Annotated in this window: 12 protein-coding genes; 6 read left to right on the plus strand and 6 right to left on the minus strand. The window is 69.8% G+C overall.

Features of this window, described 5'->3' with window-relative positions:
• Nucleotides 1–216: 216 nt before the first annotated feature.
• Complete coding sequence (locus tag ABZ656_RS21370; RefSeq protein WP_360269793.1) at nucleotides 217–459, plus strand: hypothetical protein; 243 nt, start codon at nucleotides 217–219, stop codon at nucleotides 457–459.
• Here ABZ656_RS21370 and ABZ656_RS21375 read toward each other — a convergent pair.
• Together ABZ656_RS21375 and ABZ656_RS21380 are read right to left on the minus strand one after the other, a co-directional pair.
• Nucleotides 456–1,151, minus strand: a complete 696-nt coding sequence (locus tag ABZ656_RS21375) for a 4'-phosphopantetheinyl transferase superfamily protein (RefSeq protein WP_360269795.1) — start codon at nucleotides 1,149–1,151, stop codon at nucleotides 456–458. The two genes, ABZ656_RS21370 and ABZ656_RS21375, sit on opposite strands and share 4 nt — an antisense overlap.
• Entirely contained in the window at nucleotides 1,099–2,007 is a 909-nt protein-coding gene (locus ABZ656_RS21380; RefSeq protein WP_360269797.1) for a metallophosphoesterase, read from the minus strand. The genes ABZ656_RS21375 and ABZ656_RS21380 overlap by 53 nt, the downstream gene beginning before the upstream one ends.
• Nucleotides 2,008–2,295: 288 nt before the next feature.
• Here ABZ656_RS21380 and ABZ656_RS21385 point away from each other — a divergent pair, with 288 nt between their 5' ends.
• Both ABZ656_RS21385 and ABZ656_RS21390 read left to right on the plus strand, forming a co-directional pair.
• On the plus strand, nucleotides 2,296–3,456 hold the full coding sequence (locus ABZ656_RS21385) for an ATP-grasp domain-containing protein (RefSeq protein ID WP_360269799.1): 1,161 nt from the start codon (nucleotides 2,296–2,298) through the stop codon (nucleotides 3,454–3,456).
• 214 nt (nucleotides 3,457–3,670) lie between these two features.
• Entirely contained in the window at nucleotides 3,671–5,371 is a 1,701-nt protein-coding gene (locus tag ABZ656_RS21390) for a carbohydrate binding domain-containing protein (RefSeq protein ID WP_360269800.1), read from the plus strand.
• Nucleotides 5,372–5,563: 192 nt separating this feature from the next.
• Here the strand turns inward: ABZ656_RS21390 and ABZ656_RS21395 are convergent, their stop codons facing one another.
• The 4 genes from ABZ656_RS21395 to ABZ656_RS21410 form a co-directional block, all read right to left on the minus strand.
• Nucleotides 5,564–5,866: a sulfotransferase gene (locus tag ABZ656_RS21395; protein WP_360269802.1), complete on the minus strand. Its 303-nt coding sequence runs from the start codon at nucleotides 5,864–5,866 to the stop codon at nucleotides 5,564–5,566.
• 323 nt (nucleotides 5,867–6,189) lie between these two features.
• A complete protein-coding gene (locus ABZ656_RS21400) occupies nucleotides 6,190–9,237 on the minus strand; it encodes a glycoside hydrolase family 38 C-terminal domain-containing protein (protein ID WP_101402041.1) in 3,048 nt (1,015 codons plus the stop codon).
• 44 nt (nucleotides 9,238–9,281) lie between these two features.
• Complete coding sequence (locus ABZ656_RS21405; RefSeq protein ID WP_101402040.1) at nucleotides 9,282–10,619, minus strand: 6-phospho-beta-glucosidase; 1,338 nt, start codon at nucleotides 10,617–10,619, stop codon at nucleotides 9,282–9,284.
• A complete protein-coding gene (locus tag ABZ656_RS21410) occupies nucleotides 10,616–11,383 on the minus strand; it encodes a DeoR/GlpR family DNA-binding transcription regulator (RefSeq protein WP_101402039.1) in 768 nt (255 codons plus the stop codon). Before ABZ656_RS21410 ends, ABZ656_RS21405 begins: the two co-directional genes overlap by 4 nt.
• A 126-nt stretch (nucleotides 11,384–11,509) precedes the next feature.
• Here ABZ656_RS21410 and ABZ656_RS21415 point away from each other — a divergent pair, with 126 nt between their 5' ends.
• The 3 genes from ABZ656_RS21415 to ABZ656_RS21425 all read left to right on the plus strand — a co-directional run bounded on the left by ABZ656_RS21415 (nucleotide 11,510) and on the right by ABZ656_RS21425 (nucleotide 14,935).
• The gene (locus ABZ656_RS21415) at nucleotides 11,510–12,547 is read left to right on the plus strand and encodes a carbohydrate kinase family protein (protein WP_360269805.1); all 1,038 of its coding nucleotides are present in this window, start codon (nucleotides 11,510–11,512) and stop codon (nucleotides 12,545–12,547) included.
• Nucleotides 12,548–12,686: 139 nt separating this feature from the next.
• On the plus strand, nucleotides 12,687–13,973 hold the full coding sequence (locus ABZ656_RS21420; RefSeq protein WP_101402037.1) for an extracellular solute-binding protein: 1,287 nt from the start codon (nucleotides 12,687–12,689) through the stop codon (nucleotides 13,971–13,973).
• Nucleotides 13,973–14,935 (plus strand): sugar ABC transporter permease, encoded by a 963-nt coding sequence (locus tag ABZ656_RS21425; RefSeq protein WP_101402036.1) that lies wholly within the window; start codon nucleotides 13,973–13,975, stop codon nucleotides 14,933–14,935. The genes ABZ656_RS21420 and ABZ656_RS21425 overlap by 1 nt, the downstream gene beginning before the upstream one ends.
• Nucleotides 14,936–14,944: the final 9 nt, after the last annotated feature.

Here is a 14,944-nt window from a genome sequence, read left to right on the forward strand (position 1 = left end):
GCCGTGAAAGCGGCTTCCCCGCCGCCGAGAAGGCGCTTCCCGGCTCTTCTCACCACCCTAGGGCCCCTGTCCCACAAGGGATTTCCGTGAGGTTTCGCCTCCGCTAAGCGGGCGAACCTCCACGCATCGAAACGGCATTGTCAGTGGCGGTTGGCAAGCTGGAGGCACGTACCGCCATGTACCGCTTCGACCAGCCGACCCGGGGAGAGCCGTCCGATGCCGACCGCCGTACTGACCGACCACGAACGCGCCGCCGTGCAGGCCTATCTGCGTCTCCTTCAGACCGTACGAGCGGCGTTCGACGGTCCGCCGGACGGGTGTCGACCACCCGTGGTGCCGCCCGCCGCACTCGCCGAGGCGGAGCAGGCGCTGGCGGCGGCCGGGCTCTCGGGCAACGAGGAGGAGTTCTTCCGGCTGCTGCACAGCTGGTGCCCGGAGCCCGGAGGACGCCTCACCTAAGCCGCGTCGGCCCCGGTGTGCGGGACGGTGACGGCCGTGGCCAGCAGGCCTCGTCGCACGGTCCAGCGTCCTTCGAAGGACTGTATGCGTCGCCCGTCCACCAGCGGTCCCGGCACGAGGAGTTCGGCGCGCAGGCCGCCGGAGCGTACGGGGCCGACGTCCGCGAAGAGTTCGATGTCCGCTTCGGAGAAGTCCAGCCACTTTCCGGTGAGGGGGTACCACGCCTTGTAGACGGACTCCTTGGCGCTGAACAGCAGCCGGTCCCAGTGCACGGAGGCGTCCCGCCGCGCCAGCTCACGCAGCCGGTCGTTCTCCGTGGACAGGGCCACGGAGGCGATGACGTCGTCGGGGAGTTCCTCGTGGGGTTCGGCGTCGATGCCCAGGGAGGCCAGGTCGGTGGCGCGGACGAGGGAGGCGGCGCAGTAGCCCTCGCAGTGCGTCATGCTGCCGATCAGCCCGTCGGGCCAGACGGGCGCCCCGTGCTCGCCGCGCAGGACGGCCTGCGCGGGCACGCCGAGCTTCTCCATGGCCCGGCGGGCGCAGGCGCGCACGGCGGCGAACTCACGGCGCCGCTTCTCCACGGACCGCGCCACGAGTTGCTGCTCCCCGGGGTACAGCGGCGCGCCCCCGTCCTGGTCGTCACCGTGTGTCTCCACGGTCACGACCGATTCCGGGAGCAGCTCCTCGATCACCGGTTCCGACCTCCATCGGCAGAATGTGGCGCAGGGTGTCCGGCGGGCCCGGACGGGGCCGCCACTCCCGGGGGTATCCCACCGAGACCTCTTCGAAGCGGACGCCCTCGTGGTGGGTGGTCCGCGGGATGTGCAGATGACCGTAGACCATGACCTGGGCGCGGAAGCGGCGGTGCCAGTCGGCGGTCAGCCGGGTGCCGCACCACATGGCGAACTCGGGGTAGCGCAGGACGTCGGTCGGGTGACGGTCCAGCGGGTAGTGGTTGACCAGGACGGTGGGCAGGTCCTCGGGCAGCTCGGCGAGCCGGCGCTCGGTCTCGGCGACCCGGGCCCGGCACCAGGCCTCGCGGCTCGGGTAGGGGTCGGGGTGCAGGACATGCTCGTCGGTGCAGATCACCCCGGTCTCCTCCGCGTACGCCATGCCCTCGCCCTTGGTCGCGCAGCCCGGCGGCAGGAACGAGTAGTCGTAGAGCAGGAAGAGCGGTGCGACGACCGCGGGGCCGCCCGGCCCGTCCCAGACGGGGTAGGGGTCCTCGGGGGTCGTGACACCCAACTCCCGGCACATGGCGACGAGATGCTCGTAGCGGGCGACACCGCGCAGCTGCACGGTGTCCTTGGGATGGGTCCACAGCTCATGGTTGCCGGGCGCCCAGACGACCTTGCGGAAGCGTCCGCTGAGGGTTTCGAGGGCCCAGCGGATGTCGGCCACGGTCTCCGAGACGTCACCGGCCACCAGGAGCCAGTCGTCGTCGGTGTGCGGGCACATCTTCTCGACCAGGGCGCGGTTCTCCGCGTACCCGATGTGCAGGTCGCTGATGGCCAGCAGGTTTCCGTGTCCGCCGGCCGTCGACCGCACCCTTGCCACCTCCGAGAAAAGGACTGGAAACACAAGAACACATTCGTCCCCGCGGGACAAGGACGGCCCGCGCGCCGGGCCTCGCGCCCCGGCGCGTCGGGCCGGATTCCGGGGGCTCGGGAAATCCGTAACACGCCCGTAGCGTCACACCGGGCTCGCGCCCCTTATGATCGCCCCAACACAACCGCCACGAACCCTTCTCGGCGTATGGCGGTTTGCTGTTCCTCCCTCTCCCCTGGCCGGGCACGGCCTGCTCCGCCGTGCCCGGAACCCTGAAAGGCGGCCTGCATGGGTTCTCGCGTACGCGTCTGGCTCAACCGCACGTACGCGGAGAACGTGTTCTTCATGGACCAGCTGCGAAGTAATCCGCAGCTCCGGCCGGTCGAGATCCATGCCACCCACGGCGATCCCGACTCCCCCGTGCTGGCCGCCGCCGACACCGCCGCCATGGAGCCGGAAGGCCTCTCCCCCGCCGCCTACGTCGAGTACGCCCTCGACCAGTGCGCGCGCCACTCCATCGACGTGTTCGTGCCGGTCCTGCAGCAGGCGGCGATCGTGGCGCACCGCGCCGAGTTCGCGGCGCTCGGTACGGCCCTGCTGGCGCCGCCCTCCGAGGCCGTGGCCGTCTTCCAGGACAAGGCCACCGCGTACCAGGCGGTGCAGGCGGTGGGTGTGCCGGTGCCGCCGTGGTGGCGGGTGCGCACCGAGGAGGAGCTCGTCGCCGCGGTCGAGACGCTGGAGGCCGAGGGTCACAAGGCCTGCTTCAAACCGGCGGCGGGGGCGGGTGGAGTGGGCTTCCGCGTCATCACGCGCGCCCCCTTCTCGCTCGCTCACCTCAATGGATTCCCGAGCCCGTACGTGCCGCTCGACCTGGTCGTGGAGGCACTGCGGTCGGCGGACGAGCCCGTCGACTGGCTGGTCATGCCCCTTCTGGGGCAGCCGGAGGTGTCCGTCGACTGCCTCACGGCGCCGGACGGCCGGGTCCGTATGGCGGTGGGCCGCACCAAGAACGGACGGCGTCGCGGTTTCACGCTGCACCCTTCGTTCATCGAGCCCGCGCGGCTGCTCGCGGAGGCGTTCGGACTGCATTATCTGACGAACATTCAGTTCCGCATGCTCGGTGACGACCCGGTCCTCATGGACGTCAACACCCGCCCGGCGGGCGGTCTGCACCAGCTCTCGCAGTGCGGCATCAACGCCCCTTGGGCGGCGGTGCGGTTGGCGCTCGGCGAGGAGACGGGCGAGATGGTGCCGCCACTGCTCGGACAGGACTACACCGTGCTCGCGGGCCCCCGTCCGGTGCGTCCGGTCTCGCTGCCGCACCAGCGCACCGACGCGCCCGCGTCCGCCCTGCCCGCCGTGCCCGCCCCGGCCCCCGCGACGGAGGGCGCTCCGGAGCCGGAGCCCGCGCCCACCCATGCGTCCAAGGCCGCCATCGCGACCGCCTGAGCCCTACGCCCCGGCCTGCACTCCTCGCCTCTCGCCTCTCACTCTTCACCTCTCGCCCCTCACCCCTCCCCTCTCACCCTCACCACCCGCTCACCGGTCTGGACCAATTCCGCGCAACGCCTTGACAGCGGGATTGGTCCATACCAACTTGGTTGCGCACCTCTCAGCACTCCCGAAGCACTCCCGAACACCCCCATGCCTCAAGGGAGATCGCGTGCGCATCAACCTCAGAACAGACCTCAGGCGTTCCAGACATCGCGTCCTCGCGCTGCTCGGCACCGCCGCCCTGGCGCTGGCCGGGGCGGTCGCGCTGCCCACCACGGCCCAGGCGGCCAACATCCTGTCCAACCCCGGCTTCGAGTCGGGCAGCCTCTCCCCCTGGTCGTGCACCGGGAACCTCGGCTCGGTCGTCTCCAGCCCCGTACACGGCGGCTCCAAGGCCCTTGCCGGGGCTGTGAGTTCGAGTGACAACGCCCAGTGCAGCCAGACCGTCTCGGTCCAGCCGAACACCACGTACAGCCTCTCGGGCTGGGTGCGCGGCAGTTACGTCTACCTGGGCGTGGACGGCGGTGCCTCGACGTGGACGACGTCCCCGTCGGCGTACAGCCAGCTCAGCGTCTCCTTCACGACCGGCGCCTCGCAGACCAGCGCCAAGATCTACGTCCACGGCTGGTACGCACAGGGCACCTACTACGCCGACGACATCGGCCTGGACGGTCCGGGCGGCGGCGGAGGCGGCTCCGACACCCAGGCGCCGACCGCGCCGACGAACCTGACCTCCACCGGCAAGACCTCCTCCAGCGTGTCCCTGTCGTGGGGCGCGTCGAGCGACAACGTGGGCGTCACCGCGTACGACATCTACAGCGGCTCGAACCAGGTGCTGAGCGTGTCGGGGACGAGCGCGACGGTCAGCGGTCTCGCGTCGAGCACCGCCTACACGTTCACGGTGAAGGCGCGGGACGCGGCCGGGAACACCTCCGGGGCCTCCAACTCCGTGTCCGTGACCACGGACGCGGGCGGTGGTGGCGGCACCGGCTTCAAGCAGGCGGCACCGTACCTGTACCTCGGCTGGGGCGACCCGCCGAGCGCGACCTCGGTGATGAGCTCGACCGGCGTCAAGTGGTTCACGATGGCGTTCATGCTGGACTCGGGCGGCTGCAACCCCGCCTGGGACGGCAGCAGGGCGCTGACCGGTGGCAACGACCAGACCGTCATCAACCAGATCCGCTCCGCCGGCGGTGACGTCGTCCCCTCGTTCGGCGGCTGGCAGGGCAGCAAGCTCGGGGCCAACTGCTCCTCGGCGAGCGCGCTCGCCGGTGCGCTGCAGAAGGTCATCGACGCCTACGGCCTCAAGGCGATCGACATGGACATCGAGAACACGGACGAGTTCGAGAACGAGGCCGTCCAGGCCAAGATCCTGACCGCGCTGAAGACCGTCAAGGCCAACAACCCGGGCCTCAGGACGATCGTCACCTTCGGCACCTCGACGACCGGCCCGACCTACTACGGCAACCGGCTCATCGAGCAGGCGCAGTCGCTGAACGCGGGCATCGACGTCTTCACGATCATGCCGTTCGACTTCGGCGGCGGCTCCGACATGTACGGCAACACCGTCAATGCCGCCGAGGGGCTGAAGGCCAAGCTGAAGTCCACCTTCGGCTGGGACGACGCCACGGCCTACTCCCACATCGGCATCTCCGGCATGAACGGTCTGTCCGACCAGCAGGAGAACACCACCCCGGCGATCTGGACCCAGATCCGCGACTGGGCGAACTCCCATCACATCGCCCGTCTCGCGTACTGGGCGGTCAACCGTGACCGGCCCTGCCCCGGCGGGGGTGTGGTGAGCAACTGCTCCGGCATCAGCCAGAACAACTGGCAGTTCACCTCCATCACGGCCGGGTTCACCGGCTGACGCTCCCGGCGTGGGGGTACCCGGCCGTCAGACGGTCGGGTACCCCCACGTGTCGCTCCAGTCGCCGGGAGGCGCAGCAACACGATTTGACGCCCTCTCCCGCCCGAGGGCAGGAGATTCCGGTCCGTACCGCTACGCGGTACCACCTTGGGTTCCTGTTTCACTGGCCCTGCCGACTGGTGAGGGTCGGTCTCACAAGGCCTCCGCAGGCCTGACTTTCCGCCCGTTCGGCGGGGTCTTGTCGACGATGATCCGCTTGTCGCTGCGGGTGAGTTCGAAGTGCAGCAGCCGGTCCCACAGGGCGTGCTCCAGCTCGTCCTTGTCGAGTTCGAGGGCCCGCATGGCGGCCTCGGTGAAGTCCCGGGACAAGTGGACGTGGACGGTGCGCAGATGCATCTCGTGCGGGGCGCGGATCTGGCTGCGGCTGTTGAGCAGGACCCGCAGGGGGGTCGAGCCGGAGCGCACGGACGAGAGCACGAAGACGGGCGAGTCCACCAGCCGCGGGGCGGGGCGACGTACGGCCGCCCGTCGGGATCCTCGGGCCCCGCCGGTCTCCGCGGCGACGGCACCCCGTCGAGGGTTCGCCGCGGCGGGCGCACCGCCTCCGCCATCAGCCTCCCCCGGCGTTTCAGTCCCTTGCCGATCGCGGACATACGCGGGTCTCGCACCGTGACACCTCTTCTCGCTGGTCCCCGCATCACAAGGGGGAAGGGCGAGCTCCAGGTGTCGCACAGCAGAAGTGCCGTGGTCACGGCGGGCGCGAAGTCCGCCGTGACCAGGCCTTTCATCGTTTCCTTAATACTTCATGGGAACTGGGGTCACGCCTTCGCCACGGCCAGCCGCAGCGTCTGCACCTCGAAGGGGCGCAGTGCGACAGGAACCGCGTTCCCGTCCGTGTCCACGGTCGTCAGCGGGCGCTCCAGGAGGTCGGTCATCTGGACCCCCGCGAGCGGGAAACCGGTGCGCAGGGTGCCGGTGCCGCGACCGCCGCGGGACTCGTAGAGGCGTACGACGACGTCGCCCGAGGCGTCGTCGGCGAGCTTGACCGCCTCGATGGTCACGCCCTCCCCGTCCACGGATACGACGGGCTCGGCGGGACCGGCCGAATCCGCCACCCGCAGCGGCAGGTTGAGCGCGTAGCCCTCCGCGATCGCGTCCTCGATGCTCGCCCCCGGCAGCAGCGCATAGGTGAAGCGGTGCTTGCCCTGGTCGGCCTCGGGGTCCGGCACGCGCGGGGCGCGCACGAGGGACAGGCGTACGGTCGTGGTCGTACCGCCGTCCTCGCGGACCGTGCGGGAGACGTCGTGGCCGTACGTCGAGTCGTTGATGACGGCGACGCCGTAGCCGGGCTCGGCGATGTGCACCCAGCGGTGACCGTAGACCTCGAAGCGGGCGGACTCCCAGCTGGTGTTGGTGTGGGTGGGCCGCTGGACATGGCCGAACTGGATCTCCGCGGAGGAGTGCGGGGCCCGGATGTCCACCGGGAAGGCCGCCTTGAGGATCTTCTCCGCCTCGTGCCAGTCGATCTCGGTCTCGACGTCGATCCGGCGGCTGCCGGCCCGCACGGTGATCGTCTGCACGATCCGGGAGCCCTTGCCGAAGGCGCGCTCCACCTTCAGCGCGCCGAGCAGCGGGCCCTCCTCGACGACCGTGACGGACTCGGCGTCGAGCAGGTCCGTGTAGCGGTTCTTGTAGTGCTTGTCGATGTCCCAGGCGTCCCAATAGTTCGGGAGGTCGCTGTGCAGACGGAGCAGGTTGCCCTTGTCGGCGAGGACCTCACGGCCGGCCGTCAGGTCGCGTACGGAGGCCAGCGTGCCGTCCTCGGCCAGCTCGACGCGGACCAGTCCGTTGTCGAGGACGCGGCCTTCGACGGTCACCGGCTGCGGGGGCTCACCCGCGTCGAGCAACGCGCTGCCGTTCGCGGGGACTTCGGCGTACATCGGGATGCCGACGGAGGTGCGGACCACCTCTGCGCGGTCGACCGGGCTGGTGTTGAACACCCGGGTCTCGCCCGTGCCCAGCGCGGCCACGGCCTCGGCCGTGATCGCCTCGACCTCCTTCGCCACCCGCGCGTACTCCGCCTCGGCCTCCCGGTGCACCCAGGCGATGGACGAGCCGGGCAGGATGTCGTGGAACTGGTGGAGCAGGACCGTCTTCCAGAGCCGGTCGAGCTTCTCGTACGGGTAGGAGTAGCCCGGCGCGTTCAGCGCGGCGGTGGTCGCCCACAACTCGGCCTCACGCATTCGGTGTTCGCTGCGCCGGTTGCCCTGCTTGGTGCGGGCCTGCGAGGTGTAGGTGGCGCGGTGCAGCTCCAAGTACAGCTCACCGGACCAGACCTGGTCCCCCGGGATCTCCTCGCGGGCGGCGGCGAAGAAGGCGTCCGGGTGCTCGACACGGACCTTCGCCGAACCCTCCAGGCTCGCCAGCCGCCGGGCGCGCTCCATCATCTCGCGGGTGGGTCCGCCGCCGCCGTCACCGTGGCCGAAGGGGGCCAGGGACGTCGTACCCCGGCCCTTGTCCTGGTAGTTGCGGACGGCGTGCGCCATCTCCTTGCCGGAGAACTCGGCGTTGTAGGTGTCGACGGGCGGGAAGTGCGTGAAGATGCGGGTGCCGTCGAGGCCCTCCCACCAGAAGCTGTGGTGGGGCAGCTTGTTGGTCTGGTTCCAGGAGAGCTTCTGGGTCAGGAACCAGTCGTTGCCGGCGAGCTTGGCGAGCTGCGGGTAGGCGGCGTTGTAGCCGAAGGAGTCCGGCAGCCAGACGCCCTTGGTCTCGATGCCGAAGTGCTCGATGAAGAACCGCTTGCCGTGGATGAGCTGGCGGGCCAGCGCCTCGCCGCCGGGCAGGTTGCCGTCGGCCTCCACCCACATGCCGCCGACCGGCGCCCAGTTACCGTCGGCGACGGCCTTCTTGATGCGCGCCCACACGTGCGGGTAGTTGTCGCGCACCCACTCGTACTGCTGGGCCTGTGAGCAGGCGAAGACCAGTTCCTCGTACTCCTCGGCGAGCGCGGTGACGTTCGAGAAGGTGCGGGAGGTCTTGCGCTTGGTCTCGCGGATCGGCCACAGCCAGGCGGAGTCGATGTGCGCGTGACCGGCGGCGGAGAGGGTGTGGGCGCTGGCGTGCGCGGGCTTGGCCAGGGTGGGGGCCAGCACCGCGCGGGCGGCGGCGGCCGTCCCGGAGATGTCGTCCAGGTCGAGGGCGTCCATCGCCTGGTCCAGCGCGATCATGATCTCGTGGCGGCGCGGGTCGAGCTCGCCCAGCTCCAGCATGAGTTCGCGCAGCACCTGGACGTCGAGGTCGAGGTGCCAGACGTTCTCGTCGAGGACGGCGATGTCGGCGCGCTTGAAGGTGTAGAGCGGCTTGTCACCGGCCGTGAGGCGGTCGCCGAGCGGGGTCGGGCCCGCGAAGTCGTTCGCCAGGATGTCGGGGTTGGAGGCCGCCTCGACCAGGTAGTGGATCTCCTCGCCGCCCGTGGCCGGGTGGGCGATCGGCACGTACTGGTTCTGCGGGTTGACCGCCTTCAGCGGGACCCCGTCCGGGAGGTGGACGAGCGCCTCGGCCTGGTTGCCGGGCCAGTCGCCCACGAAGCCGAGGTCGAAGACGGCCTCGACGCGCTTGCCCGCCCAGTTGGCGGGGACCGACCCGCGCATCCGGAACCAGGTGGTGCCCCACGGCGGACCCCAGGGGGTGTCCATCGCGAAGGGCTTGTACGGCGCCGCGGCGGCCTCCTCGAAGGGGACCGGCTCGCCGGGCGCCTGCCAGGCCTCGACCTCGAAGGGCACCGAGGCGGCGTAGATCGCGGGCTTGATGCGCTGGTCGTGGACGCGTGCGACGCGCTCCTCGATCCGGCGGCGTTCGTCGTGCATGTGAGGTCTCCAGGAGCCAAGAAGCCAAGGAAGGGGGAAAGCGCTTACTTAAGGTACGCCAGGCCTGGGTGGACCGACGCGTACCCCTCGACCAGACGACGGGCCACGTTCACGGAGTCGACGAGCGGGTGCAGGGCGAAGGCCTTCACGGCGGTCGCGCGCGAGCCGGACTCGGCCGCGGACAGGACCTCGCGTTCCACCGCCTTGACCGCGCAGACCAGCCCGCTGGCGTGGTCGGGCAGCGGGTCGACGGCGACCGGGTGGGCACCGTTGGCGTCGACGAGGCAGGGCACCTCGATGACGGCCTCCGTGTCGAGCACGCCCAGCGTGCCGCGGTTGCGGACGTTGAGGATGAGCGTGGTGCGCTCGTCGCGGGCGATGGCCCGCATCAGGGCGAGCGCCACCTTCTCGTAGCCGCCGGAGAGGTCGTCGGCGTCGCGTTCGCCCGCGCCCGCCGCGTCCCTGTTCTCCGCCATGTAGGTGGCCTCGCGCTCGGCCCGCGTACGGTCCCAGGCGGTCAGCGCGGCGGCGTCCGGGCGCTTCATCTCGGCGTAGAACTGTTCCTGCTGGTCGCGCAGGAACGCGCCGCGGGTCTTCTCCGCCTGCTGGTAGGCCCGGACGGCCTCCCGGTTGAAGTAGTAGTAGTGCAGGTATTCGTTCGGGACGGCGCCCAGGGACTGCAGCCACTCCACGCCGAAGAGCTTGCCCTCCTCGAAGGAGCCGAGCAGCTCGGGGTCGGCGAGCAGCCGCGGCAGTTCGTCACGGCCCGCGACGCGCAGCCCGCGCACCCAGCCGAGGTGGTTGAGGCCGACGTAGTCGATCCAGGCCTCGCGGGGGTTGGCGCCCAGAACGGTGGCGATGCGGCGGCCGAGGCCGACCGGCGAGTCGCAGATGCCGATGACGCGGTCGCCGAGGTGGCGGGACATGGCCTCGGTGACCAGGCCGGCCGGGTTGGTGAAGTTGATGACCCAGGCGTCGGGGGCGAGCCGGGCCACCCGCCGGGCGATGTCGACGGCCACGGGGACCGTGCGCAGGCCGTACGCGATGCCGCCGGCGCCGACCGTCTCCTGGCCGAGGACGCCCTCCGCGAGTGCCACCCGTTCGTCGTCGGCACGTCCCTCCAGTCCGCCGACGCGGATCGCGGAGAAGATGAAGTCGGCGCCGCGCAGGGCGTCGTCGAGGTCGGTGGTGAAGGACACCTCAGGGGCGTCCGGCAGGTCCTTCGCCTGCTCGGCCAGCACCCGGGCGACGGCCGTGAGCCGCCCGGCGTCCACGTCGTGCAGCACGACATGGGTGACGCGGCCCTCGGCGCGGTCCCCGAGGAGTGCCCCGTACACGAGCGGCACCCGGAATCCGCCGCCACCCAGAATCGTCAGCTTCACGCCGTTTCCGCCTTTCCTGTCACGACCACTTGCACGCCCGCTTCTTCCAACGACGACCGCGTCGCCGGGTCCAGCGGGTCGTTCGTCACCACCACGTCCAGCTCCTCGGGGCCGCAGACCCGCGCCATCCCCGTACCCGGGAACTTCGCGCGGTCGGCGAGCAGGACGACCTTGTCGCCCGCCTCGATCATGGCCCGCTTGACCGGCACCTCGACGACGGTGGTGTCCATCACCTGCCCACCGGGCCGTACCCCGCTGGTACCGAGGAACAGCCAGTCGGCGTGCAGTTGTCGCAGGTTGTCCTCGGTGAGGAAGCCGACCAGGGAGCGGTACTCACGGCGGACCATTCCGCCGAGCAGCACCAGCTCTATGTCCTCGTCGTCCACCAGCTCCTCGTAGACCACCAGATTGCTGGTGATCACGGTGATCCGGCGGCCGTGCAGCTGCCGGGCCAGCCGGTAGGCGGTGGTGCCGATGTCCAGCAGGACGGACTGGCCGTCCTGGACCATCGAGGCGGCGCGCGCCGCGATGACGTCCTTCTCGGCCACACGGACCTCGGCGACCTCGGCGAAGGGCTGGTCGCCCTCCTCCACGACCGCCCCGCCGTGCACCCGCGTGAGCAGGCCTTCCTCCTCCAGTTTCAGCAGGTCACGGCGGACCGTGGCGGGGCTCACGCCCAGCTGTTCGGAGAGATCGGTCACGGCTGCGGGCCCGCCGGAGCGCAGGGCCCGCAGGATGAGTTGATGTCGTCGCTCTGCCAGCACCCTGTGAACACTACTCGTCATTCCCAATCATTTCTATGCTCAGTTCTGCTCGACTCTTGCCAAATTGGCCAGAGGCGCGCACGATCCTGTGCACCGCTTGCAGAGTTTTGACGAGAGGATGCGCTCGTGGGTGACGAACGGCCCGATGTGCTGCTGACCGGGCTGCTCTTCTACGACCTCGTCCTCACCGGACTGGGGAAGCCGCCGACGGCCGGCGAGGAGATCTGGACCGAGGGCATGGGCGTGAGCCCCGGCGGCATCGCCAACCTGGCGGTCGCGGCCTCGCGCTTCGGTCTGCGCACCTCCCTGGCCACGGTCTTCGGCGACGACTACTACGGCGCGTACTGCCGTGAGGTCCTCGCCGACCAGGAGGGCATCGACCTCTCCCTGTCCCGTACCGCGGACAACTGGCACACTCCCGTCACCGTCTCGCTGGCCCACGGCAACGACCGGGCCCTGGTCACCCACGGCCAGGAACCGCCGTACTCGCAGGACGAGCTGATGGGCGACCCGCCCGAGGCGCGCACCGCCCTTGTGCACATCGAGGCCGAGCCGCGCGCCTGGCTCGCCAAGGCCGCCGCGGCCGGCACGCAGATCTACGCGGACGTCGGCTGGGACCCCACACAACAGTGGTCCCGCGACCTCCTCGACCAGCTCTCCCTGTGCCACGCCTTCCTCCCGAACGAGACGGAGGCGATGGCGTACACGCGCACCGAGAGCGCGGCCGCGGCTCTGGGCACGCTGACCGAGCTGGTGCCGGTCGCCGTGGTCACCCGGGGCGGCGACGGCGCGGTCGCGGTGGACCAGACGACGGGCGAGTACGCGGAGGTGCCCGCCCTCCCCGTCGACGTCCTGGACGCGACGGGTGCCGGAGACGTCTTCGGCGCGAGCTTCGTCGCCGCATCGCTCGGCGGCTGGCCGCTGGAGGAACGGCTGCGCTTCGCGGTACTGGCCGCGGGCCTGTCCGTACAGCGGCACGGCGGTGCGCTCGCCGCACCCGGCTGGTACGGCGTCCACCGCTGGTGGCAGTCGCTCGAAGACCGTGAACTGCGGCGTGCGTACGGCTTCCTGGCCGACCGCCTCCCGGCGGACCCGGGCCCGCCCGTCCGCCCCGCCCCCGTGACCCCGCCCGAGGCCGCACGTCGGCCGGGCGCACCCCGATGACCCCACGCGCAACACCCCGCATGACACGCACGACCCCACGCATCGCAACTCGAAACACCCCTCGCACGACCCCGTGCAAGACCCCACGTAACACCCCACGTACGCGAAGACCGAAAAGAACCGAAAGGCGGTGGGAGCTGTGCGGCTCTCACGAAGGGGCCTGCTGCGCGCCGGCCTGGCCGGTACGGCCGCCACGGCGCTGGGCGGCCTGGCAACCGGCTGCGGCGTTCCGACCGGCTCGACCGGGCGCAACATGGTCCTGTGGTACTGGAGCGGCGGGCTGAGCCCGAAGGTCGTCCAGGATGCCAAGACCCGCTACGACAGCGCGGTGAACCTGCAGGCCATCCAGATCGGCGGCTACTACCGCTCGAAGCTGATGACCACGATGACCGGACGGGCCCACATCCCGGACATCGCCGGGCTCAAGGGCGAGGACATGGCCTCGTATCTGCCCAACTCCGACCAGTTCGTGGACCTGCGCACGCTCGGCGCCGAGAAGCTCAAGGACCAGTACCTGCCCTGGAAGTGGGACCAGGGCATCGCTCCGGACGGTTCGATGGTGGGCTTCCCGATCGACTGCGGTCCGGTCGCGCACTATTACCAGCCCGCCGTCTTCCAGAAGGCCGGACTGGCGTACGAGCCCGAGGACGTCTCCAGGGAACTGGCCACCTGGGACCAGTTCTTCGCGGCCGGCGAGCAGCTGAAGAAGCGCCTCCCCGGCACGTTCATCCTGACCGACGCCCTCAGCGTCTTCGGCATCTCGGTCAACCAGACGACCAAGCGGTTCGTCGACAAGGACCGGCACTTCATCGGCGACCAGGAGCATGTACGCACCGCCTGGGACCGTTCCGTCGAGGCCACCCGTCGCGGACTCGTCTCGAAGATCATCAACGGTACGGCCGACAACACCTCGGCCACCGAGCGGGGTCTGCTGCCCAGCCAGCTGAACGCCTCCTGGGCGGCCGGCGACATCAAGCTCAACGTGCCGAAGACCAAGGGCAAGTGGCGGGTGGCCGCGTGTCCGGGCGGTCCCTCGAACATCGGTGGCTCGTTCCTCGCGATCACCAAGGCGTGCCGGGAGCCCGAGAAGGCCTTCGAGATGATCACCTGGATGCTCGACGCGAGCAACCAGGCCCAGGGCTTCGTCGACTCGGTGCTCTTCCCCTCGACCCCGGCGTCGTACGCGATGAAGAAGCTGCGCGAACCCGACGCCTTCTTCGGCGACCAGGTCACCATGGACGTCTTCGGTCCGGCGGCGCAGAACATCCCGGTCGCCTTCAACAGCCCGTACGACATCGCGCTGAGCACCCCGATCAACGACGAGCTGCGGAACTTCTCCGTCCTCGGCAAGGACCCGGACAAGGCCTGGAGGGACGCCATGAGCAAGTGCCGGCGCATCGCGGACCACCTGGGGGTGAGTTACTGATGGCTACCGCACCCGTGGTCGACACGCCCCGCGCGGCCCTGGCCGAGACCCCCGTCACCCACCCCAAGAAGGGCATCCTCAGCTACTGGCGGCTGTACGCCGCTATCTCCCCCTTCTATCTGCTGTTCCTCGCCTTCGGTCTGATACCGGTCGGCTTCTCGCTCTATCTGTCGTTCCACCGCTGGGACGGCCTCGGCTCGATGGAGTTCGCGGGGCTCTCGCAGTACCGCTATCTGCTGTCGGACACCCAGTTCTGGACCTCGATCGGGAACACGATCATCATCTGGGCGCTGGCCACCTTCCCGATGATCTTCCTGGCGATGGTCACGGCCGTGATGCTCAACTCGGCCGTCCGCTTCAAGAACCTCTACCGCTTCGCCTACTTCCTGCCTAACGTCACCTCGATCGTCGCGGTCGCGATCATCTTCGGCTCGGTCTTCTCCACCAACTTCGGCCTGGTCAACGCGTTCTTGCAAGCGATCGGCCTGGACCAGGTGGCCTGGCTGAACACTCCGTGGGGCATCAAGGTCGCCATCGCCACGCTGATGACCTGGCAGTGGACCGGCTACAACGCGATCATCTTCCTCGCGGGGCTCCAGACGATCCCGGGCGAGCTGTACGAGGCGGCGCGGATGGACGGCGCCGGGCCCATCCAGACCTTCTTCCGGATCACGCTGCCGCTGATGCGTCCGGTGCTGCTGTTCGTGCTCATCATCTCGACGGTCACGGGACTGCAGACGTTCTCCGAACCGCAGGTGCTGCTGCAGACCACGGACAACAACTCGTCGTTCGCGGGCGGTCCCGGCCACTCCGGCCAGACCATGGTCCTCTACTTCTTCCAGCAGACCTTCGACAACAACGACTTCGGTTACGGCGCCGCCGTGGCCTGGGGCATCTTCCTCGTCGTCATCATCTTCTCGATCATCAACTGGCGCCTGGTGCAGCGCCGGGGCGAAGACTAGGGAGGCCCC

The organism is Streptomyces sp. NPDC007095 (assembly GCF_040634475.1).
Classification (GTDB): Bacteria; Actinomycetota; Actinomycetes; order Streptomycetales; family Streptomycetaceae; genus Streptomyces.

Coding starts and splice junctions, on each gene's coding strand:
- ABZ656_RS21400 (WP_101402041.1), bottom strand. CDS start 9,237: ATGCACGACGAACGCCGCCGGATCGAGGAGCGCGTCGCACGCGTCCAC.
- ABZ656_RS21425 (WP_101402036.1), top strand. CDS start 13,973: ATGGCTACCGCACCCGTGGTCGACACGCCCCGCGCGGCCCTGGCCGAG.
- ABZ656_RS21385 (WP_360269799.1), top strand. CDS start 2,296: ATGGGTTCTCGCGTACGCGTCTGGCTCAACCGCACGTACGCGGAGAAC.
- ABZ656_RS21370 (WP_360269793.1), top strand. CDS start 217: ATGCCGACCGCCGTACTGACCGACCACGAACGCGCCGCCGTGCAGGCC.